Origin of the sequence: Aliiglaciecola sp. NS0011-25, from assembly GCF_040370605.1 — a bacterium.
GTDB classification, from domain to species: Bacteria; Pseudomonadota; Gammaproteobacteria; order Enterobacterales; family Alteromonadaceae; genus Aliiglaciecola; species Aliiglaciecola lipolytica_A.
This window is the reverse complement of the sequence record NZ_BAABWR010000017.1, coordinates 20929-44396: the sequence shown is the minus strand read 5'-3', so window position 1 is coordinate 44396 and position 23468 is coordinate 20929. Positions and strand designations below refer to the sequence as shown.

Annotated in this window: 19 protein-coding genes and 1 pseudogene; 9 read left to right on the top strand and 11 right to left on the bottom strand. The window is 41.8% G+C overall.

Annotated elements, in window-relative coordinates; genetic code table 11:
* Window positions 1-33 precede the first annotated feature (33 nt).
* The 3 genes from ABWV72_RS15145 to ABWV72_RS15135 all read right to left on the bottom strand — a co-directional run bounded on the left by ABWV72_RS15145 (window position 34) and on the right by ABWV72_RS15135 (window position 966).
* The gene (locus tag ABWV72_RS15145) at window positions 34-462 is read right to left on the bottom strand and encodes a transporter substrate-binding domain-containing protein (protein WP_353371510.1); all 429 of its coding nucleotides are present in this window, start codon (window positions 460-462) and stop codon (window positions 34-36) included.
* Entirely contained in the window at window positions 440-763 is a 324-nt protein-coding gene (locus ABWV72_RS15140; protein ID WP_353371508.1) for a hypothetical protein, read from the bottom strand. Before ABWV72_RS15140 ends, ABWV72_RS15145 begins: the two co-directional genes overlap by 23 nt.
* A 62-nt stretch (window positions 764-825) precedes the next feature.
* On the bottom strand, window positions 826-966 hold the full coding sequence (locus tag ABWV72_RS15135) for a hypothetical protein (protein ID WP_342805057.1): 141 nt from the start codon (window positions 964-966) through the stop codon (window positions 826-828).
* Window positions 967-1063: 97 nt separating this feature from the next.
* Between ABWV72_RS15135 and ABWV72_RS15130 the strand changes: the two genes are divergently transcribed.
* The 6 genes from ABWV72_RS15130 (at window position 1064) to ABWV72_RS15105 (ending at window position 8119) form a co-directional block, all read left to right on the top strand.
* Window positions 1064-2086: a 5'-methylthioadenosine/S-adenosylhomocysteine nucleosidase family protein gene (locus tag ABWV72_RS15130; RefSeq protein WP_353371506.1), complete on the top strand. Its 1023-nt coding sequence runs from the start codon at window positions 1064-1066 to the stop codon at window positions 2084-2086.
* Window positions 2087-2415: 329 nt separating this feature from the next.
* Entirely contained in the window at window positions 2416-3015 is a 600-nt protein-coding gene (locus ABWV72_RS15125; RefSeq protein ID WP_216049603.1) for a PepSY-associated TM helix domain-containing protein, read from the top strand.
* A gap of 12 nt (window positions 3016-3027) precedes the next feature.
* The gene (locus ABWV72_RS15120) at window positions 3028-3558 is read left to right on the top strand and encodes a DUF2271 domain-containing protein (RefSeq protein WP_353371504.1); all 531 of its coding nucleotides are present in this window, start codon (window positions 3028-3030) and stop codon (window positions 3556-3558) included.
* Window positions 3559-3579: 21 nt separating this feature from the next.
* Entirely contained in the window at window positions 3580-4413 is an 834-nt protein-coding gene (locus ABWV72_RS15115; RefSeq protein WP_353371502.1) for a DUF4198 domain-containing protein, read from the top strand.
* Between the two features lie 20 nt (window positions 4414-4433).
* Complete coding sequence (locus tag ABWV72_RS15110) at window positions 4434-5891, top strand: flavodoxin domain-containing protein (protein WP_353371500.1); 1458 nt, start codon at window positions 4434-4436, stop codon at window positions 5889-5891.
* A gap of 188 nt (window positions 5892-6079) precedes the next feature.
* On the top strand, window positions 6080-8119 hold the full coding sequence (locus tag ABWV72_RS15105) for a serine hydrolase domain-containing protein (protein WP_353371498.1): 2040 nt from the start codon (window positions 6080-6082) through the stop codon (window positions 8117-8119).
* 403 nt (window positions 8120-8522) lie between these two features.
* Here ABWV72_RS15105 and ABWV72_RS15100 read toward each other — a convergent pair whose 3' ends face one another.
* A complete protein-coding gene (locus tag ABWV72_RS15100) occupies window positions 8523-8909 on the bottom strand; it encodes a hypothetical protein (protein ID WP_353371496.1) in 387 nt (128 codons plus the stop codon).
* Between the two features lie 379 nt (window positions 8910-9288).
* On the opposite strand from ABWV72_RS15100, the pseudogene ABWV72_RS15095 reads away from it, so the two are divergent.
* Window positions 9289-9399, top strand: a pseudogene (locus ABWV72_RS15095) (short chain dehydrogenase); the annotation flags it as partial.
* A gap of 138 nt (window positions 9400-9537) precedes the next feature.
* On the opposite strand, the gene ABWV72_RS15090 reads toward ABWV72_RS15095, so the two are convergent.
* Complete coding sequence (locus tag ABWV72_RS15090) at window positions 9538-11391, bottom strand: acyl-CoA synthetase (RefSeq protein ID WP_216049599.1); 1854 nt, start codon at window positions 11389-11391, stop codon at window positions 9538-9540.
* A 607-nt stretch (window positions 11392-11998) separates the two neighbouring features.
* Here ABWV72_RS15090 and ABWV72_RS15085 point away from each other — a divergent pair.
* Window positions 11999-13276, top strand: a complete 1278-nt coding sequence (locus ABWV72_RS15085) for a YjiH family protein (protein WP_353371494.1) — start codon at window positions 11999-12001, stop codon at window positions 13274-13276.
* Window positions 13277-13676: 400 nt separating this feature from the next.
* Here the strand turns inward: ABWV72_RS15085 and ABWV72_RS15080 are convergent, their stop codons facing one another.
* From ABWV72_RS15080 to ABWV72_RS15065, 4 genes are all read right to left on the bottom strand, one after another.
* Window positions 13677-15071 carry an NAD(P)(+) transhydrogenase (Re/Si-specific) subunit beta gene (locus ABWV72_RS15080; RefSeq protein ID WP_216049597.1) on the bottom strand — a complete coding sequence of 465 codons (1395 nt, stop codon included), beginning with the start codon at window positions 15069-15071 and terminating at the stop codon, window positions 13677-13679.
* Between the two features lie 29 nt (window positions 15072-15100).
* Window positions 15101-15382 (bottom strand): NAD(P) transhydrogenase subunit alpha part 2, encoded by a 282-nt coding sequence (locus ABWV72_RS15075; protein WP_353371492.1) that lies wholly within the window; start codon window positions 15380-15382, stop codon window positions 15101-15103.
* Window positions 15382-16545, bottom strand: coding sequence for an NAD(P) transhydrogenase subunit alpha (locus ABWV72_RS15070; protein WP_216049595.1), 1164 nt, complete (start codon window positions 16543-16545; stop codon window positions 15382-15384). Before ABWV72_RS15070 ends, ABWV72_RS15075 begins: the two co-directional genes overlap by 1 nt.
* 306 nt (window positions 16546-16851) lie before the next feature.
* The gene (locus ABWV72_RS15065) at window positions 16852-17448 is read right to left on the bottom strand and encodes a YigZ family protein (RefSeq protein ID WP_353371489.1); all 597 of its coding nucleotides are present in this window, start codon (window positions 17446-17448) and stop codon (window positions 16852-16854) included.
* A gap of 488 nt (window positions 17449-17936) precedes the next feature.
* Here ABWV72_RS15065 and ABWV72_RS15060 point away from each other — a divergent pair, with 488 nt between their 5' ends.
* Window positions 17937-19841 (top strand): propionyl-CoA synthetase, encoded by a 1905-nt coding sequence (locus ABWV72_RS15060; RefSeq protein ID WP_353371487.1) that lies wholly within the window; start codon window positions 17937-17939, stop codon window positions 19839-19841.
* 222 nt (window positions 19842-20063) lie between these two features.
* On the opposite strand, the gene ABWV72_RS15055 is transcribed toward ABWV72_RS15060, so the two are convergent.
* Both ABWV72_RS15055 and ABWV72_RS15050 read right to left on the bottom strand, forming a co-directional pair.
* Window positions 20064-21995 (bottom strand): putative bifunctional diguanylate cyclase/phosphodiesterase, encoded by a 1932-nt coding sequence (locus ABWV72_RS15055; protein ID WP_353371485.1) that lies wholly within the window; start codon window positions 21993-21995, stop codon window positions 20064-20066.
* 455 nt (window positions 21996-22450) lie between these two features.
* The gene (locus ABWV72_RS15050; protein ID WP_216049591.1) at window positions 22451-23320 is read right to left on the bottom strand and encodes a tetratricopeptide repeat protein; all 870 of its coding nucleotides are present in this window, start codon (window positions 23318-23320) and stop codon (window positions 22451-22453) included.
* Window positions 23321-23468 lie beyond the last annotated feature (148 nt).

Here is a 23468-nt window from a genome sequence, read left to right as displayed (position 1 = left end):
ACAGCAAATCCCAATTCCAATATACTCTAAAGATTAGGGAGTGATGAAGGTTACAGTCTTTTCGCAACTTAGATTAGTAAGTGTATGATTGGAAAATTGAATGGCAAGCTTGCCATTGTTTTTTGCCTCACGTATGGATTTTTCCAACCCTTGTTTCAAGCTTAAATGTCGCTTATTGACATAGTGATAAAGTGGCAGTTTAGATACTTGGCTGGGTAAAAATTGAAACGAATCATAGCTAGATGCACATAGTATTTTTTGCGCTTCTATATCGGTGGCAAAAATTGCATCCAACAGTCCGGTATCCAATTTTTTTGCTATTGAATTAATGTTTTCAATAAAATGGCACTCAATGCTAGATTCAGCACAAAAGTCTACTGCACCGCGGAAACTAGATAAAACGCCGACGATAGAAGATTCATCAACTTTACAATCATTTTTATTTAAACAAAAAAAATCCAATCTGCAAATGTCCGATAGACTCATCGATTTTAATTAATTGACTAAAGTGCTCCCCTACCACATCAAGCCGAAACCCTTCAGCATCTAAAGTTCCTTCGTTGACCATCTTCAATCCTCGTTTTGACGGATAAAATGTAAACGAAGGCGTGATATCCACTGCCTGATAAATATCGGTGTAATATTGAGTAAGATGCGTCGCTTCAATATCGTCTTTAAATAAATCCAAAATATTGACAGTGTAATCTTTCGATTTCACAGGGAATGCAACCGATATAAAAATTAAAATCAATAGTAATTTCATAATTTACCAATTCACTTGAACCAATACGATTTTAGCAGAGATACTATTTTAATGCTCATAACTCACTCAATTTGGGGAATATTTTCAACATAAATTTTAAACTCTAAATTTGGTGTACTTTTTGCTTTTTGAGCTGCACTTACTTTGTTTCTGACGTTTTTAATGATGTCCTGTTGTTGCTCCATATCCTTCAAAGACTTCACTTGATTGATCTATTAATCTCGTTAGACACTGTTTCAAATTCAAATCGAGCAACCTGCTAGCGATTAGACGTGTTCAAACCTTCACAGGATCCCAAAAATGTTCAAAATTTCTACCTTGTTTATTGTTATCTTCACTGTTAATTGTTTTGCTTCACCGCAAAACGCAGAAAAATATGGTCCTAGAGAGTTTCCAAATGGCGAAAAATGGACCGCAATAGTCGCAGCATATTCACCAGAGATCCAAGCTATCGACGCGGCTTTTTCGAAAATACCTGATGCCCAGATTGAGCAAACATTGACCATAAAAGGCGTTAAATATCAGTTAGGACACTTTAAAGGTGAGCCTATTGTGATCTTTACCACCGGCATTAGCGTGCCTAACGCAGCAATGACGATGCAAATGGCATTAGACTACTTTCCAATTGATAGAGTTGTAATGATGGGAATAGCAGGTGGCGTGAACCCGGCTTTTCAACCCGGTGACATCGCCATTCCTGAACGTTGGTACTTTCATGATGAATCCGTTTACGCTAATCCACAAGCAGATAATAAAGGGGGTTATATACTGCCAGACTATTACGAACATGCGCTAAAACGCTACGAGGAGCGTGAACAGAATGATCCTAATGCGCCTGCATATGAAAATATTGGTTTTATTCATCCTGAAGAAATGTCAGTGATTAAACAAGGCTGGTCAGAACCGCGACAGATGCCCTATTTCACCGTCACCCCAGAACTATTAGATTTAACCCACAAAGCCCTATCTTCAATGGACGATATAAAAATGCCTTCTGGACACCCTATCAATATAAAGGTAGGTGGTAATGGAGTTACCGGCTCAGTGTTTTTAGATAATGCCGAATATCGAAATTGGCTACAACGGGTCTATGATGCGCAAGTCGCAGAAATGGAATCAGCTGCAGTTGGGCAAGTGTGTTTTGTAAATGACGTAGATTGGATTGTAATACGCTCAGTGAGTGATTTAGCAGGTGGTCAGCAAGGTAAAAATGTCGAAAACGTATTTGATGGAATTGCATCAGGAACCGGAGCTCAGTTGCTGATTGGGTTGTTAGATCAAATTGTCAAATTTCAATCTGAACTTCCTTCTCAATCTCAATAAAGCCAATTTACACAATCCAACTTAAATAGCATTTATAGTTTAAGAGACCTTTTAGTTAAAAGGTCTTTTTTGTTTAAAGCCGCAAAAAACCTAATTAAATTATCCAGTAACACGCAATTTCTCCCCTCTCCACGCCCTCTATTGAGAATGGTTCGTATTCATATTTACATTACGGTTAATTTTATGTAGTATTTCGGCGATAAATTTTAGCCCTCGCAAATCAACAAAAATCGAGGTTGCCAGCATTGTTAAATGGCATTGATGTTTCAGACGGTGCCATTAAGTTTATAAGTAAATTAGCTTAACAATATTAGACATAAGGTAGGGCAATGGGATTTTCATTGGGTACAGTTAGGCAGTGGCATTGGATTAGCGCCTCTGTATGTATGGCGGGTATGCTACTTTTCGCAGTAACTGGCATTACCCTTAACCATGCAGCTGACATACCAGCCCAACCTACATTTAATAGCGTAGAAGAACAGGTGCCAGATGTCATTATGCAGCAGTGGTTAAGTGCAAGTGAACAACCGCAAAAGCTATCTGTTGAAATCGAAGACTGGCTCTATTCAAATCATCAAATTGTTCTGCCAAGTCACTACAGCAGCGAATGGGATGGCACAGAATTTTATCTGCCATTGCCCCGTCCTGGGGGTGACGCTTGGTTGGCCCTCGATGCCGAAACTGGGGAATTTGTTTACGAAGATACGGACAGAGGCTGGTTAGCATACTTCAATGATTTACATAAAGGCCGCGACAGCGGCACGGTTTGGCGTTGGTTTATCGATATCTTTGCCGGTGGTTGCATTATTTTTAGTGGCACTGGCTTAATTTTGTTGTGGCGTCAATCTTCCCATAGGCAGTCAACAGCGCCATTAGCGGCTTTAGGAGTGTTAATCCCGCTAGTGCTTATGCTGCTGTTTATTCACTAAAAGAGTAACTATATGTTCATACCCAAAAAGTTATTAATTATAAGCGCTACTTTAAGCATGTTTTCTAGTTATGCGAATAGTCAGAAGTTAGCACTTGAGGTCGATATCCCGCAGTTAAATGTAGCTGAATATCATAGTCCTTACGTCGCCGTTTGGTTGGAAAACAAGGCCCGAAAATCTACCCAAATCGCAGTATGGTATGACGTTAAGATGGCAGACAATGAAGGTCAGGAATGGTTGAAAGACATGCGCCAATGGTGGCGCAGAGGGGGGCGCAGCTTGAATTTACCCTACGATGGCCTAACGTCGGCCACAAGAGGCCCAGGAAGTCATCAAATTAGTATCGACCTAGATAAAGATGAATTGAAAGGGCTAGAGCCTGGGGATTATAAATTACGCATTGAAGCGGCACGAGAAGTCGGTGGCAGAGAGTTGATAGAGATACCACTGACGTTACCGCTAGATACTTCTACTTTACCTATTTATAAAAGCGGTAAATCAGAGCTGGGTAATATTAGCTTGAATTTACAGACTAACGATTAACCATTTACTGGAGTAAATTACATGAAAACCACACATTTATTAAAACTTTTAGCTGCGGGCATGCTAACTGCTTCAGTCGCGATGCAAGCCCAAGCGCATAGAGCATGGATGTTGCCTAGTTCGACAGTATTGTCAGGCGATGCGCCTTATGTGACCTTTGACGCAGCAATTTCCAATACATTATTTTTTCCTGATCACGTAGCCATGAATCTAGCCGGCGTGAAGGCATATGGACCTCAAGGTAACGCCGTAGAACTTCTAAATGCGGCAAAAGGTCAATATCGCAGTACCTTTGATATTCAATTGAATCAAGAAGGCACATACAAGCTAGCCACCAGCAGCGGCGGTTTACGTGCTATGTGGGAAGACGAAGATGGTAAACGTAAAATGTGGCCAAGACGTGGACAAACAGCTCAGGATTCTGAATTCGCCACAGCTGTTCCTAAGGACGCAAAAAAATTACGAGTTAGCCGCAGTTATCGTCGGGTTGAAACCTTTGTAACCTTAGGTTCACCAAGCGACGACGTTTTTGCCCCTACCAATCAAGGATTAGAAATGGTCCCGCTGACTCACCCAAATGATTTATATGCCGGTGAGGCCGCTACATTTACACTTTTAATTGATGGCAAACCCGCAAAAGGTGCCTCTATTGAAATCATTCCTGATGGAGTTCGTTACCGTAATCAACAAAACGAAATTAAACTAACCACCAACGATAAAGGTCAATTTGTAGTAACTTGGCCAACTGCTGGACGTTACTTTTTAGAAGCTGAATATGAAGATGATCAGGTTTCAGCGCCAGCAACTAAGCGCACAGGAAGTTACGCAGCAACACTTGAAGTGTTACCAATGTAACCAAACTCGGAAGATATCTTTTGAACGAAACAGTGCGAATTAGTCTGGCGTTTTTTTTAACCTTAGCGTGGTTATTTTGGTGTATCGGGTTGTATGTGCGCCACAAGCGCACGCAACCTAAAATTAATTTAGCCGCTTCAACGTTAATTGCCTATGCCAGTCAAAGTGGTTCGGCTGCAGCATTAGCAACTAAAAAAGCCCAACAACTCGGCACGCAAGAGGCAGTCAATTTACTGCCTCTTGACCAAGTTAACAAACAAGCCTTGCAGGCCACTAAACAGGCCCATTTTGTGGTCAGCACCTACGGAAACGGCGAGCCACCAGATAATGGTCAGCGTTTTTATCAAGATATACTATCCAAAAAGTCAGCTATTGATTTGTCACATTTACAATATTCAGTCACTGCTCTAGGCGATAGTACATATGAACACTTTTGTGCATTTGGTCACAATTTGCATAGCGGTTTAGCCAATTTGGGCGCTAAATCTAAAGCTGAAGTGATTGAACTTGATAGTCAAAATATGCCGCTAACTGAAACTGAACAGGCAGCGGATCATTTCTGCGATTGGCAACTCATCGATCGCCAATGTCTCAATCCTAAAAGTGATAATCCGCCTTTGTATTTACTGACTTTTAGCGTGAAATCTGAACTTCCTAGTTGGCAAGCTGGTGATGTGATTTCTATTCAGCCACGCAATGATGCAAAAAATATTGAGAATTGGTTAAACAAACATCAGCTAGATGGTCGTATGCTGGTAACTAAAAATGGCCTGAGTCAACCGCTAAAACAACACTTAAGCACTGTTGTATTGCCAAAGCGTTTTACTTCTAAGCATACTCCCCCAGCGATTTGGTTAAGCTCATTAGTCCCTCTGCCAAATAGAGAATACTCAGTCGCTTCTGCACACCATGAAAACGTACTTAAATTAATTGTCAGACTACAGACCTCCCCTGATGGTAAACCTGGAATCGGCTCCGGTTGGCTTACTCAATTCAGTAAAATTGGCGATATTTCCAAAGGAACTATTCGCGCGAATAGTCGCTGTCACATTAAAAGTGCAATACGTCCATTAATCTTGATCGGCGCAGGCAGCGGATTAGCGGGCTTACGTGCGCAACTCGCACAACGAGCGATTGAAAGAAAAACTGGGCCGGTATGGCTGATTTATGGCGAACGCGACCCACAAAACGACAATATGCTCAAGGGTGAATTGGAGAGTTGGCAACAAAGTGGTTTGATTACTGATTTACATTTTGCGTACTCAAGAGCCCCTCAAGAGCCAGCCTACGTGCAAGATATTATTCATATCAATTCAGAAAAACTGAAAACCATGGTACATAAAGGAGCAGACATATACGTCTGTGGTAATAAAGCCGGAATGGGTGACGGCGTTCATCAAGTGTTAACCGAGTATCTAGGGCAGGAAAATACATCAGCATTGTTAGCAAACGGACGTTATCGACGAGACTTGTATTAACCAGCGACGATCGGGTTGTGCCTTGGTCTGCCTTGCTAGAGTGAGATCTTAATTAACTGTTGTAGGTCCGAAAACAGGTCATCTCATTGGCTCCGTCCCCATTGATTCATAGTCAGCACAATCGTAAGTAATTTGATTTATAAATCAGCGTCAACCATACTGATTTTTACTGCTTAAGGGATTAGTCTATGAAATCACATTATTTTTTTGCCTTAGTCGTTTTTTTTGTATGCGCATGCGCCGCACAACCTCACAAAGATATAGTTAAAAATCAAGGCCTTTCAACCGACGCTTTGACAATTAAGGCTGCCCCAAGGCATGCCCAGCTAACTAAAAGTGAAACACATGAATATATTATTGAGACGGCTGACAACCACTTTATATTTGGTGAAGTAAATCAACAAAGTTTGAATGTAAAGGTACAAATTTTCGATCCATCTGGAATAGAAATACAAAATATTAATAGAACGCAAAAAGGCATAGAGCATTTCACCTTTGACACCCAACAAACAGGTAAATACCGCATCACTGTCAGTGCAGCTGAAAACGAGGTTGAAAAAAATAATAGGGAAAATAATACTGGTGGCTACACGATACAGCTTCACGTGAATGAGCCCATCGCAAACAAGCCAGAGAGTAGATTAAAGCAATTACTTATTGCGTATGATAATGATTACACACCTGGCGTGGTCGCAGGAATAATTGAAGATGGAAAGATCTCTCACAGCTTATCGTTGGGTATGGCCAACCTTGCCTTTGATATTCCTTTTCAAGTTAATATGCCTACCAATATAGGCTCTGTATCCAAACAATTCACGGCAATGGGTGTTTTACTATTAGAGCAACAAGGCAAACTTAACTTAGATGACGATATTCGCAAATATTTACCTGAGCTACCTGATTTTGGGGAAACCATTACCGTTAAAAATTTACTAAATCACACCAATGGATTACGGGAAATGTTCGGTCTTCTAGCAATGCGAGGATGGCATGGTGAAGATTACATCGACAAGCAGCAAGCGATAGAAATTGTCCAGAAGCAACCTAAGTTGCAAGCTTCACCGGGCGAAAAAATGAATTACAACAATACCGCTTTTGTGTTGCTGACCCACGTTGTAGAACGTATTACCGAGCAGTCTTTTCCGGTGTGGATGAAAGACAATGTTTTTATCCCACTTGGCATGCACAGTACTTACGTCAGAAGGGACCCTGGGCATATTATTCACAACGCGACACAGGGATATGATGCAGGCAAACACGGCTATCGTGAAACTGGGGATTTATATACAGCACCAGGCGCCGGAGGAATTTATACCACAGCAGCAGATATGGCCAAATGGTCCAATAACTTCAATGCCAAAACATTAGGGGGAGCTGATGTTATTGAAAAACTTACCACTATTGGCACACTCAATAGCGGCGAAAAACTCACCTACGCGCTAGGGCTGGGTGTAGAGGAAGATAAAGGCTTGATTAGATACTCACACAATGGTGGCGATATGGCACATTTAACCGCCTATATGTACTACCCTGAAATTAAAAAAGGTGTGTTTGTTAACAGCAATAACGCAACTTTTAGTTTAAGCATTGCAGATAAAATTGCCGATTTATTTTTTAAACAATATTTTATGGAAGAGTCTGAAGATAATGCGTCACAAGAATCAAAGAGCGATTCTGTATCGCTTTCAACAGAACAACTTGATTTGTTAGCAGGCACATTCAAGTCAGAAACGCTTGGCCTGAATATCATCATGCAAGCTACTGATAAGCAGTTAAAAATGGAGTTTAATGGGGGGGGGACTACTCCCCTTATCACACAATCTAACACTGAGTTCACTACTAGCGATGGACGATTTAATATCTCTTACCACATCGAAAGTAATAAGGTTGCAGGGCTAACAGTTCAGGCTGGCGGAACCGACTATGAATTTGAAAAGTTAACATTGGTCGAGCCCTCTAGGGCGCAATTATTGGAGTATACGGGGCGATACTTTTCTGACGAACTTGAAGTACTTTATACCATTAGCGTGAACCAAGATGACCAATTAATGCTTAAACTGTATGGCTCTCCTGAATTAAAATTAACGCCAACTGAGAAGGATGTATTTAGCTCGCTGGGCTTTCTAGAGAGCGACTTGACGTTTATACGTGACGAAAGTGGCAAAGTAATTAAAGTAGATGTTAGTGATGGTAGAACTCAGGGCGTGATCTTTGAGCAAATGCCATAGCTGTCAAGTACGACTGGTGCTCGCTCGTTGCACAACTTCAACTATGTGTCAGATAAGGGCATATGGGTCTCGTAAAAATTTGCTTAATTATTAGAAGCGGACATTTCGTAACTATCTTTTCAGAAGCGGTTTAGGTTTGATCTGTGGGCATTCAGGTGAGCTACGCTCATTCCACTTAACGGTTATAATTTCCAAATGTCACCATAGATGTTTGTAACATGCTCTCTAAAAAGACATATTCAGGTTAACGACTTTGACAGTCTTAGCATAATATTAGTGGACACCTTTTTGGCTAATTCGCTTGCCAATCGCACGGACAATTCGCAGGTATTTTTCATTATTTTCTAAATGACTATTGTTCGAACAGTTTGCCCAAAAGACTATAACGGTTTGATTGTTGTAATCAGCAAAAATAAATTGGCCGAATGAACCACTGGTGTTTGGCAAGTTGTCGTCTCTCAACATCCATACATGATTTTTGTATTCCTCTACTTCTCCAAGTAGTCCATAGGGTAAACGTTTTTGAGGGAGATTTTAAAACTTGAATATAGTGCTTTTGCATACCTTGATCATAAGTTTCAAAAACTAACTTGCCGCCATTCATTACTGCAAAGCCCTTCATTTGACTTGATTTCAGTAGTTCGAGTAACTTAAGCTCTTTTTCCTTTCCAACATTTACCTTAAGCGTCGTTAGGTTGAATGAGTCTTGTTTAACCTGTTTAAGCGCGAAAGCGTCAGGATCAGAATGGATGGTCGCCACTGTGACAAATTCTTGGATGATGACTAGCATAACGACTATAAGGCCAATGCTGCCAATTGAGGAGATTAATACCCTTGCGTTCAAAGGCAGTTGCAAATGGTAGGTCGACTATCACATCAAGATCATGATGATTGCTATTTTCTTTAATAACATGGGCGCTAGTTGGTGAAATAATAAATACACAGCACAACAAAATAAGCATTTTGGGGTAGAAAGTGCTTGAGTTGACTATCTTTTTTCGCCTTCTAAGAAGCTGTGTAATTTCACTCAACATTGAAGGTCAACATATGTTTTGTTTGACCATAAAACGTTGTGATATCTGAGTCAAGTTTGGAAGCAATACCCCCCGTGTATCGTTACAAGGAGCATTTAGGTTCACAAGCCTAAATGGCCGGACTGGAGTGTTACAAACCAAAATCCTGTAACAGCCGCAGGTCGCTCAGGAAATGTTGACCATATTGTAGATATAAGCAATGAGCAATCAATCAAAGATTTATATACAAAAGTGGGACATTTTAATGGGTAACTAATTGGAAATTTTTTGCAAATCAAGCAGCCTTTAAAAGGCTGCTTTTATTCTACATTCTAATCACCGCTATCTACGCTCCCTGTGTAACAGTTACCGGTCTTTTCTGCGACTTACATTCACTGCCAATGCCTAGCTGGTAACCGTCGCTTCAAACAAATAGGCATCCAACAGATCCTGAAGTCGTGTAGCGTCGCTTTGCTGAGCGCCAAAGAGTTTAACCTCGACTCGCATTCCTCGTGGACCACCGACGGTAACATTGACGTCACCAGTGAGTTTATTCTGGGTGAGGATAGATTCGACGGCGCGCTTGACCGCGTCGCGACGAAGCGTTGGTTTAAAGATCTTTCCAACCGCCGTGACTGGGATGGAGTCAACAATATGAATATGTTTGGGCCATGCGGGCCGTTCGCTGATCTCGGTTTGGGCAAACGCTCTGAGTTCGTCTTCGGTGGCAGTCATGTTCGGGAGAAGTTGCACGTAACAGGTCGGCAGTTCGCCGGCGTATACGTCTGGCATCCCCACTGCCGCCGCGACCGCCACCGCTGGGTGGCGCTGAAGGGTATTTTCGATCATCAGCGGATCGATGTTGTGTCCACTGCGAATAATCAGATCCTTCGACCGTCCCGCAATGTAAATCCTGCTTTGAGCGTCAGTGTAGGCGAGGTCACCACTGTTGAGTACACCGTCGACTATGGTCCCTTCGTTTTGTTCGGCGTTCCGGTAGCCTGGTGAGACCGTTGGCCCAGCAATGGTCAGCACGCCGATTTCACCGACTTCGCATTCCGCACCAAGTGAACCATCGTCTTCGAGGCGGCGAACGGTTACTTTAGTGTACGGCAGACGCAATCCCACCGAACCGGCACCGCCTTGGCCCTTGAACGGATTGCAAGAGATGAGACCTGATGCCTCGGTCATGCCTAGGATCTCCTTGAGTTGTATGCCGGTGATCGACTCAAACTTTTCGCGCACAGAAACAGGAAGCGATGAGGCTCCGGTGAGTCCGCTTCGTATTGAGCTGATGTCTGCCCCATCGACAGGAACTTGGATGATCGCACCGATTGACGTCGGCACGCCACCAGCGACCGTGACACCATAACGTTCACAGATCCGCCAAAAATTATTGACCATCGCAGGATTGCGCAGTCCAGATGGCGACATGATAACTACCTCTGTTCCAGCGATGAATGTGCTGATACCGATTAGGATCGTGCCCGCGACATGAAACATTGGAAGCGTGCCGGTCACAACGTCAGCAGACTCGAGGTTCATTAATGCGGCACAGCCATATGCGGCTGTGAGCTGGCCCACGTGGGTGTGGGCAGCAAGTTTTGGCACGCCTGTTGTGCCTCCAGTATGGAAGTACGCAGCAACGTCAGTACCGCTGCCAGGTTTTTCGAAAGTCAATCTATCGGTCGGTTGAGCCGCAATCGCGGCGTAGAAATCAATCACGCCATCAACAGCCGGAGTGCTTGGCGGAGCGACGCGCACAACGATCAGATCAGGCATCTGTTGTTTCAACTCGAGTGACTTTTCCCAGATATCGAGCTGCGGATGTGGCCCGAACGTGACCAGAATTTTCGCCCCAGAGGCTTCAATCAGACCACGGATGTGCTCCGGTTGAAGTAGGAAATTGATCGGAACCGCGTAACCTGCAGTTTCCGCGCCCCACAGAACGGCGTGGGTCTCGATAAGCGTCGGCAACATGAACGCGACTCCGGGCCGCTCGCCACCAAGACTCGTGAAAAGGTTAGCCGTCTGATGAACAAGTTCCAGTAACTCGGCGTAACTGACTCGGCGAGGCTGTTCGTCGTCATCTCCGGTCATCAGCATCGTCAATGCGGTTCGATTAGCATGGCGCTCAGCTGCTTGGACGAAAACATCGTACACACTGTCTCCAGCAAGACGATCTAGAAGCGGCATTTCAGTCTCAAATCTTTCCACGTCTGATAATGTCAATAGGGGTGACTCAAGCCAATCCGTCATCGGGTTCTCCTCTAGTAAGTAAAGGGCAAATAAAAATTCATTTCCCTAAAATGAATATGTATCTTGCCTCATATTTTCCATATTTACCCTTCATGTTTTCACATAATTTGGCACGCAAAGCAAGTGCCTCCCCTGCTATTGTGCAAAGCAATGCTGAATCCCCGGTGACCGTTCAAATCGAAAGTAGCGAGGGATAGTAGCTATATTCAGGACAACGCTTCTGTAGCCGCTACCGGGTTTGAATAAACCAAAGCGACTTAGCCGATTCAGATTGTTAAATGAACAGGAATCTTTAATCTACGTTATTCAGCTATAGCTACCACTGCTAAGCACTAGGTTTTTACTAATCAGACTATTTTTATGCATTATCCACATGCGTCTGCGAATGCATAAGTTAACATTTTACATAACCCAAATAAGCGGTTAACCTTGCCTCCCAAACAACACTGCTGAGACATAATTGTCACAATAAAGCAGGTTTAATCGCCTTTGAAAAAAGGGTGATTTCCACCTTAAATATTCCGGTGTAATAAAATTGAATAAACAACACAGTCTAAAGACACTACTGACTTTTATCCTCCCTTCCCTCATTGGATTACTACTGTTTATGACACCCATTAGTATTGATGGTGCCATTACTATTCCCATTGCAGTCGCCTCCAAAGCATTACAAGCCGAAATGGGCAAGAACATTCAACTTGTGATGACGATTATCGTGATTTTCATGGCCATAGCATCAAGTGTTGTTTCCTTGTGTAAACCTAGAGCCGTGCAACAAAGTGCATTTTTTAATACCCTGCTGACGGTCACACCTTTTTGGTTACTCATGCGAGTGCTCGGCGCTGTGTTTATCCTCTTAACCTACCTTCAAGTAGGGCCCACCATCATTACCTCCAGTGATACAGGTGGCTTGGTACTCAATGATTTATTACCTGTAGTGTTTTCAGTATTCTTAATCGCGGGAATGTTACTACCATTACTGCTTAATTTCGGGCTACTCGAATTTTGCGGCACGTTGATGACCAAAATTATGCGTCCGATATTTAACTTACCGGGACGAAGTGCAATTGACTGTATGGCGTCATGGTTAGGTGATGGAAGTGTAGGGATTTTAATGACCTCAAAACAATATGAGTCACGGTTTTATACGGAGCGCGAAGCTGCGGTTATTTGCAGCACATTTTCAGCAGTTTCTATTACATTTAGTTTAGTGGTAATTACGCAGGTAAAATTAGAACACTTATTTATCCCTTTTTATCTTACTGTCAGTGTTGCAGGCATCGTTGCCGCCATTATCGTTCCCAAATTGCCTCCTTTATCTTGGAAAAAAGATCATTACATAGATCAATCACCAAGACATGCGGATGATGAAACCGTGCCTAAAGAACACCATGTATTTTCATGGGGTATTGAACAAGCGCTCACTCGAGCATCTCAAGCGGGCGGTTTCAAATATGTATTTGTAGAAGGCATTAAAAATGTTGTCGATATGATATTCGGTGTAATTCCAGTGGTGATGGCTATTGGGACTATTGCTCTGATACTAGCAGAGCACTCATCTATTTTTAGTTACTTAGGCATGCCATTCATCCCCTTTCTTGAACTATTACAAATACCAGAAGCCACTGAAGCGTCTAAAACAATAGTGGTGGGATTTGCTGACATGTTCATCCCATCAGTTTTAGCCAGTTCAATTGAATCTGATCTCACCCGTTTTGTTATTGCGACATTGTCGGTTTGTCAGCTGATTTATATGAGTGAAGTAGGTGCCTTGATAATAGGCAGTAAAATTCCAGTTAATTTTGGCGAACTATTTATTATTTTCATCCTGCGCACTATTGTTACTTTGCCTGTTATTGCCTTAGCTGGGCATATAATTTTTTAAAGGCTGCGTTTATTTCAATAAACAAGATGAGTAACCAGCGCAGCGAGTCAGTTTTAAGCTGGAGTAGGCATCAGGCATCACATTGTCGAATTTTGATTGTGTTTGGCTGTGCCGGTTCCTAGTCACAGCCCTACCTAATGTGTATAAAGTCTAAGTACATAAAATTACAGGCTGCAAAGAGCTTAGGTTTACATTTTCATATGTTTGCACAGCTTTAGTGTCAGCTGAATCCTAGGGTAAGGGTATTTGTAAAGTAGAGCAGTCCAGCATGTCAAAGTGCATCCAATCAGTAGCTGTTAAATAACACTAAAATAGAATACTAAAATAGCTGAAGGGAGGAATAATGTGCACTTTCCAGATGAAAAGCGCACAGTGGTATTACATCAAATCGAGGCTGAAATTAATCAGCGAACTGCCTTATGATGGCACCTAAGGTTTCTTTAGCATCACCAAATACCATGCGGCAATTTGGTTTGAAGAACAACGGGTTATCAACTCCAGCAAAACCAGATGCCATACCTCGTTTCAGTACAAAGACGTTTTTAGCCAAATCAGCGTTAATAACAGGCATACCATAAATAGGGCTGCCCTTCATTTCTCGAGCCGCGGGGTTAACCACATCATTTGCGCCTATTACCATTGCCACATCAAAATTTTCGATACGTTTGTTGATTTCATCCATTTCGAATAATTGCTCATAAGAAACGTCAGCTTCAGCCAAAAGTACGTTCATGTGTCCAGGCATACGGCCAGCAACAGGGTGAATGGCATAAGCCACTTCCGCTCCATTTTCTTCCAGTAACACCTGTAATTCTTTCATCGCATGTTGAGCCTGGGCCACAGCCATACCGTAACCAGGAATAACAACCACTGACTGCGCTGCTTCTAAAACGTAATAAGCGTCATCTGCAGATAAAGGTTTTACTTCGCCTTCAATTACCATAGTCGACTCTACAACCGGCATAAAACCACTGAATAGGACGTTTGATAATGAACGGTTCATCGCTTTACACATAATACTGGTCAGAATTATGCCACTGGCCCCAACTAAGGATCCGGCTACAATGAGAATATTATTCTGCAGTGCGAATCCTGCAGCACAGGCCGCTAAACCCGAATAACTGTTTAACAGCGAGATAACCACCGGCATATCTGCTCCACCAATAGGCAGAACTAGCATAATACCGAACAGCAGAGCTAAGCCCATCACGCTATACAGCACCAAGGTAAAACCAGGTGAAAACTCTGGCTGCGCAATAAATAAATACCCGCTAAATAAAATGGCTGTGACTAACAGTAAATTGAAAATCACCTGTCCTTTAAAGGTTACCGCTCTGCCCGTGATCCGTTCACTTAGTTTTGCCCAAGCCACCAAACTTCCGGAAAAGGTTACTGCACCAATTAATAACGCAAGAAAAGTAACCAACATCACGAAGCCAGAAAGTTGGCCATTTGATTCCACTGTTGACCACGCCACAAACACACTCGCAAGTCCTCCGATGCCATTTAACAATGAAACCAGTTCTGGCATCGACGTCATCGCGACTAATCTTGCGGCAAAGAAGCCAACAATACTGCCGGCAACAATCGCAATAGCGATCCATTCAAAACTGACTATATTCTTGTCAAACAAGGTGACAACAATGGCTAAAAGCATCCCTACCGCTGAGAGTAAGTTACCTTTTCGTGCAGATGATGGATGACCTAAAAGTTTTAATCCAAAAATAAATAACGCGGCTGCCAGTACATAAGTAAGATTAATTACCAACGCTGAAGTCGAAGTAGTTTCTATCATTTTAAAGTCCTCTTAATCTTCAGTTGGGATCAATTTTTTTTCTTGAACATGGCAAGCATGCGATCGGTAACTAAATAACCACCGACCACGTTAATCGTGGCTAGAAAAACCGCGAACGCCCCTAAAAATTCAGCGTACTGACCTAAACTGTCATCTCCAGCCAAGGCCATTGCGCCGACTAAAGTAATCCCTGAAATAGCATTAGCACCAGACATCAAAGGTGTATGCAAAGTAGCCGGAACTTTTTGAATTAATTCGAAACCAACAAAAATCGACAACAATAAAATAAATAATAAATATATGGCTTCCACTATGCTTTCTCCTGCTGGTTGCTAGCTTGTTCGTAGAACGATTGAATCATCTTATTTACAACATTCCCATGGTGGGTAATGATGCAACCAGACTGGACTTCATCTTCAACGTCCAATTCAAATCGGTTGTTTTCTTTTGACCAAAACTCACTGATTAAATTATATAAGTTGCTGGCATACATTTGCGTGGCATGCTTAGCCACTCCATTAGCCCAATTGCCAGTTCCAACCAAACTTACCCCATGTCTAACAACTACTTCTCCAGCCACTGATCCTGCGACATTGCCACCGGTTTCCGCAGCCATGTCAACAATGACGCTACCGGGTTTCATCATTGCTATGGTAGCGTCATCGATTAATTGTGGAGGTTTACGACCGAACAATTGTGCAGTAGTGATAACGATATCTGAATCGGCTATGCATTTAGCTTGTTCACGTTGTTGAATTTGCATCTGTTCAGGGGTTAATGCTTGCGCGTACCCTTGACCGGTTTCGCCAGTTTGCCCCAGATCTATATCAAGGAATTTAGCGCCCAACGATTGAACCTGTTCAGCTACAACTGAGCGAGTATCAAATGCGGTCACACTAGCGCCTAGACGCTTCGCAGTGGCGATTGCTTGCAAACCCGCCACTCCAGCACCAATCACAAACACTTTGGCTGGCTTCAAAGTACCAGCCGGAGTCATCATCATAGGTAATACTGTGTCGAGTGTATTAACTGCCTGCATTATCATGACATACCCAGCTAAACTCGCCTGAGAGCTCAACGCATCCATTTTTTGGCAGCGACTGATTCTGGGGATCATTTCCATACTGATGCTAGTAATATTGGCTGAACATAACTTATCTACAAAACTCTGTTCATTGAAAGGGTCCAAATAGCTAACAATGAGCGCTTCTGGTTTTAACAAACTAATCTCATCTGCTGTAAGTTTATGTAGGCTAAGTACAATATCTGCTTTTTTTAACAATTCATCTCGGTCAGTGATAACTTCTGCACCAGCGTCTTGATAATCACTATCCTGAATGTGAATCGCCTCACCGATACCCGACTGAACACAGACATCAGCACCTAATAGCGTATAAGCTTTTACGTTGATTGGCATTACTGAGCAACGCTTCTCACCAGGCTTACACTCAGCTGGAAAAGCAATAACAGGCATATACTCTCTCCTAATTTAAATGATTTAATGTAGATACTATGCCCGTATATGTTGTGAAATAGTTATTCATATTGTTTATATAGAATATCAAATTGATAAGTTACTCTTAATAAATTCATGAGATAAACAACACAATTATTACGACAAATTACATCTAAGGGCAGTGGTAGCAAGGGATATAGGGCGACGAGGAATTATATTGGACAGGCTATTTATACATACTAAGCAGTTAAAATATTCACTAAATAATTCGATTTTGGTTTTCTATTTGAAACACATTTATAAATACATTGGGATAACTTTTTCTTATGATTGAATAACTTGAATTCCTACTTTGTGGCAACTTGCAATAAAAGCAGGTATTTCAGCATCAGGAAGGGAAACCTGAATTCGCACCATTTCCGCATATTCACATTCATCGATTACACCATGATGCTGGTTTGTAAGGTGCCGTATAAATTGTTCATGTTTAAAGTCGCTTAGCAGATGCAAAGGCAATAACACTATTTGCTCTTGAATGGGCAATGCTTCGATTACTTGTTGGGCAGAATTAGAGTAAGCCCTTACCAACCCGCCAGCACCTAGTTTTATGCCACCAAAGTAACGAGTAACAACCAGCATAATATCGCCGATACCTTTATGCTGGAGTACATTTAAGATCGGTTTTCCAGCCGTTCCACTGGGTTCCCCATCATCAGACATAGCAACACTAGCAGGTGAATCAGGGTTACCTAATAAGTATGCCCAGCAATGATGGCGGGCATCGGGATATTGCAATTTTATTAACGCAAGTTGCTCCATAGCCTGCTCTCGACTGTTTGCGAAACTAGCACAGGCGATAAACTTGCTCTTTTTGACCTCATAGGTCTGTTCGGTGATTTTTGCTGGAATAGGATAGGACATAAGCAATGCATTATACCTAATTCCTATGGAAAATATTGTATAAAAGACTGGGTTATTGTGTGTCCCTTGCTCACCAAAGCACAACCCGTAATAGAAACCGTAAACTTTCAACACAAACTTCAAAAAATTAGACGTTACACGACTACTTGTGACTACAAAACCTATAAGCGCCAGCATAAAATCATCTTAGCTATTTATTTTTCAGTCGCGAAAATGACTTGAGTCTAATCATAGGAACGCGCCACAGCAAAAGCTTAAAGTCAACAATCTAAGGGCGGGCGTACTTTCAGCTCGAATCCCCCTCGGTTAGCCTAATAATCAAAACGTCGCAGTAAAATTACGACTTATATACGCCCAAGGTCTTATCTACTTTATTTCTCTGCCCTTGTATGATCTAACAACTGAAAACTTTCAAGATGACTTACAAATCAAATTTCAAGAGAAGTAGAAAAGAAGATACGAGTTAACTTACAAATGCGAGAAACAAAATGTCTTATAAAAGTGAATACGACCTATCTATTACTCAACCAGAAAAATTCTGGATGGAAAAAGCATCGAAGTTACCTTGGTACAACCAGCCCCAAAACATATTGAGTAAGGATAACAACGGGGTTCATCGCTGGTTTGAAGATGGCGTAATGAATACCTGTTATATGGCAGTGGATTACCACGTAGAGCAAGGGCTAGGGGAGCAAATTGCGATCTTCTACGATTCCCCCGTCACAAATTCAAAAAGCAGTTACACCTATCGTCAACTTAGAGACGAAGTTGCGCTATTTGCAGGGGTTTTAGCCGAACAAGGCGTAGGAAAAGGCGATCGTGTGGTTATATATATGCCAATGGTTGCTGAGGCCGTTATTGCAATGTTAGCAGTGGCTCGCTTAGGAGCAATTCATTCAGTCGTGTTTGGTGGTTTTGCCCCTCACGAGTTAGCAATGCGGATTGACGATGCTGAGCCTAAAGTGTTGGTAACGGCTTCGTGCGGAATCGAAGTATCAAAAATTATCGAATATAAACCTTATGTTGACGAAGCTATTCGACAAGCGAAACATAAAGTTGAGCACTGTATCGTGCTACAACGAGAACAGTCAAAAGCAGAACTGATAGCGGGTCGTGACCTAGATTGGCACACGGCCATCTCAGCAGCGACACCAGCCTCATGTGTGCCGGTGAAAGGCACAGATCCATTGTATATTCTGTACACTTCCGGTACCACCGGCAAACCCAAAGGCGTAGTTCGAGATAATGGCGGACATGCTGTGGCTTTGCATTACTCAATGGATGCGGTTTATAACATGAAGCAAGGCGAGGTTTTTTGGGCTGCATCTGATGTAGGTTGGGTAGTAGGTCATTCGTATATTGTCTATGGACCGCTTTTAAAAGGTTGCACGACTATTGTCTACGAAGGCAAACCAATCAGAACACCAGATGCCAGCGCTTTTTGGCGCGTCGCACAAGAATATAATGTGAAAACCTTATTTGCCGCACCAACGGCGTTTCGAGCTATTCGTAAAGAAGATCCAGAAGCAACATTATTAGCCGATTTTCCGTTGCAAAATCTTCAAACTATTTTTATGGCCGGAGAAAGACTCGATCCCCCGACTTATCAATGGACTTGCGAAAAAACCGGTAAGCCAGTTATTGACCATTGGTGGCAAACAGAAACGGGCTGGGCGATTTGTGCAAACATGCTGGGAATTGAAAGAAAGCCCGCAAAACCCGGCTCTGCAACCTTACCGGTACCAGGTTTCGACGTGCAAATTTTAGATGATGAGGGCAAGCATATGCCGCCTTGCAAACAAGGTTCAATCGCTATTAAATTGCCAATGCCACCAGGTTGTTTACCAACGATATGGGGCAATCAGGATCGCTTCGTTGCCGGTTACCTTACGCAAAATCCAGGATATTATTGCTCTGGTGATGGTGGATACAAAGATGAAGATGGGTACGTTTTCATCATGGGTCGAACAGATGATGTCATCAATGTTGCTGGTCACCGACTTTCTACCGGAGAAATGGAGGAAATTTTAGCCGCCCACCCGGCAGTTGCCGAGTGCAGTGTGATTGGTGTCCACGATAGTTTAAAAGGTCAAGTGCCTATCGGTATGGTGCTTCTCAAAGACGGTGTCGATATTGATGAAGCTAAGCTGCAAGCAGAGTTGATTGCAAATGTTAGACACGAGATAGGGCCTATAGCCTGTTTCAGCCGTGCTATTGTTGTACAACGCTTACCTAAAACACGTTCAGGTAAAATTCTGCGTAAATTATTACGCCAGATATCAGCAGGGGAACCTTATAACATCCCTTCTACTATTGATGATCCAGAAAGTGTCACAGAAATCGCTTCGATTATGGACAAACAAGGCTTAATTACGATTGAAAAAGCGTCTTAGTACAAAAAATCTCAAACTTCACTGCGGACAAACCACAAAATGTGAAAATCCGCAGTACGTTATATTTTTGGTGTAATTCCCAACGCACCCTTGCTCACTTACTAGTGGGCTTTTTTATGTCCAAAATAACGTTGAGGAAACAGACACAATCAATACACCTATGCTGATTAGCCAACTCTAGTCAAAGGTCATTTTAAAGTAGAAAATCCGGAATATTGTGTGTCACACTGCTTGAGCGGTGAAATTTTTAAAAATATCGAACTGATTTGCCGGAACTGGCTTTTGGAAAAAGTACCCCTGACCATACTGGCATTTCAAGTTACGCAAAAATTGATAGCATTGATATGTTTCTATACCTTCAGCAATAATTTCCATATTCAATTCGTGACCCATAGCGATGATTGTTGATGCAATAGTGTTATTTGCAGGCATAAAACTTTTATCTATTTTTAATACATCAAACGGCAAGTTTTTTAAATAACTTAAACATGAGTAACCTGTGCCAAAGTCGTCCAGTAACAATTTGGCTCCTAATTCAGATAATTCATATAACGTCTGAACACTGACTTTATCTTCTGTGATTGCACTGTTTTCAGTGATTTCAATATGGATAGAATCGGCAGCTAAATTTAGCCGACTTAACGTATCAGACAGGCGCTGACTAAAAAGTTTATCTTTCAATTGAAGAGTCGAAACGTTAATTGCCATGGCATGCTCAGTAGCGCCTGCGTCTTGCCAAATTTTACATTGCTGACAAGCCTGTTCCATCACCCAACTTCCGATATCAATAATTAGCCCCGCATTTTCAGCAATTGGAATAAATTCGTCTGGTCCAACAGCTCCATTTTCTGCATTAGTCCAACGCAGCAGCGTCTCACTTCCTACAGTACGATTATCAGCAAGAGCCGCTATAGGTTGATAAACAAGGCTTAGTTCCTCATTATTAATGGCTTGATGAAGTTGCGCCGCCAAGGTTAATCTGCGATTTAATTTACTTCCAGATTGCATATCGTAAGATTGAAATTGGTTCTTTCCTGCATTTTTCGCCTGATACATAGCGGCATCAGCATGCTTTAAAAGTGAGTTGGTATCTACACCATTTTGAGGGTAACAGGCAATCCCAATACTGGCGGTAATAAAAGATTCCATGTTGGCTAATTTGATTGGTTGGCGAACGGCTTCTATGATTCTGTGGGCTATATTATCAATTGTCTCAACTAATTCGAAGCAATCCGTTACGGCAACAAATTCATCACCACCAAAACGCAACACTGAATCACATTCGCGAACGGTATGCGCTATGCGTTCGGCCATTTCAACTAGCAATTTGTCGCCCACTGAGTGCCCAAGGGTATCATTAATATCTTTAAAACGATCCAAATCGATAAACATCACAGCGAATTGAGCTTTATTTCTATGTGCTTTAGCAACGGCGGCGTTAATCGTGTGTTCTAATAAGTTTCTATTGGGCAAACCAGTTAAAGAGTCGTTATAGGCTAGCTGTTTTATGCGTTCTTCGCTTTTTGCAAGGGCCTTCATTGCCTCTTCTCTTTTATTCAGAACAGCAGTTACGGCCTTTGAAATGATATGTGTAAAAAACAACACTATCATCGATGTGAACACAATTAGTAAAATGGTAATTTGGGAGATGAAATCAACCGTTTTTTCAACAGGCTGTTCGAATAGAATTGAATTATTACGAAATTCATTGAGGGCGAAAACTAACTGATCTTGCACGTTTTGTGACGTAATCTCACCGTTTTCATATTGGCTTATTACCTGCAGGGTTTGGTTGGCAACCTCCAAATCCTTCTCACACAATGTAATGACTTCATCGGTGCCAATTAGGCCCATAAAAAATTGTTCGGAAGCTCCAACCATTTCAAGGCATTCAAAAGGTTGTTGACGAATACGCACAATCACAGAGCGAATCTCAGTCATATCAGCCGTGCTACCTGCAGACGCTAAGCGTTTTGGAACTGAAATTAACCCATTCAATTCAAGTGTGTGTTTAAAATGACGAATGTTCAGTTGATGGAAGTGGCTACTTTTGTCGAGCTTAAAGAAACTCCAAATCATAACAACTGAAAATAGAAAGATTATTACTGTGAGGAAGGCTAATGCTTTTTTAACCCTACTATTTTCTAAAACCATTTTTTATTGTGCTCTGTAATCTACATCCATAACTGGAGCCACTTGGAATCTGTTCGTATTTCGAAAGTTCCAATCGTTACCTCAACTTATTTATAGCACATTTCAGTAAAATATGAGGTTAATTATTGATTCAAAAACCAACAACACCTAAAACTATTCTTACAAAATCGGAATAATGCTAGCAACAGAAATTATGCGGATTGAAACTTGTTGGAGTTTATTAATGCTTATAACTATTTTCAGCAAAGTTTTTAAGATGCTTTGGGCCTTTTTGTCGAGTTAGTCACTTCATATATTTGGGTGTTTAATTAAGTTTAGCGGAGTAAAAGCAGGTGGGAGCGATAATGTCATCAAATCCACAAAAGTGAGATGACATTATCAACAAAGATTGCTTTTTTACAGTCATAGCCTCGATTTGACTAGTAACTCAAATGAAATTCTTAATTTATACTATTTTATTCAATTCTGAATTTGCTGGATATAATCATTCCTACGGCTCTTTGGACTTCAGTATGCATTCGTTGTGCATCTTCTCCACCAAGGGTGCCGCAAGACATCATTTTTTCACAAGTTTGTCCAGATATACGGCTTCCGGTCCCGACTTTGGGTGCTGGAGTGTTACGCAGAATTTGCAGTTGATCGATAAAGAATTCCTGTAAGTCTTGAGGGTTAACAACAATACGCTCTATGCTATTGTCGTTACCTGGAGGAAGCGGTTGATTTAATTCGATGAGACGTTCTCTAGCGGCTTCTATTTTATAAGCGGCCTTATTGTAAAGAGCAATAGATTTATCTTGTTGATCTGCACCAAATAGTTGGCTGTCATACATCTTGCCCAATAAATAACTCGCTTTAGACATATTATGTTCAGATGCTAATTCTAGCCATTCTCTTGCTTCATCGTAATCTTTTTCCTCTATCTCACCTTCTAGATAAACGACACCGAGGACATAAGCTGCGTCATACACTTTATTTTTAGCGGCCTTTTTCAGGTAACTTATTCCCTTGCTAGGGTCGTCGTCCGTAGCACCTGAGATATACATCAATCCCGCTTTATACTGTGCGGTAGCCTGATTCCATTTAGCTGCCTTCTTGTACATCCGAAGCGCTCGCGAATTATCCTTATCCGTACCGTATCCGGTGACATAAAAATTACCTAATGTCTCCATTGCGCTAGGGTGACCTTTTTTTGAATACTTTTTAAATTCCTTGAAGGTTTTCACACAGTGATCTTCGCTACATTCACTAAAATCAAAGGCAATAGACAGTGGTGTGACGGTTACAGTTACCACAATCAATAAAATTTTTCTGAGCTGAACAAACATAGTTGAAACTCTCCGTGTCATAGGTTGGTTAATATTTAAAACAATAAATTATGCAACGAGTTTTTGTTAAAAAATAAATAACTTATTGATTATATTGCTTTTACACAATATCCACTATGGACTGTTACAAAATAATTGTCACCTTTTA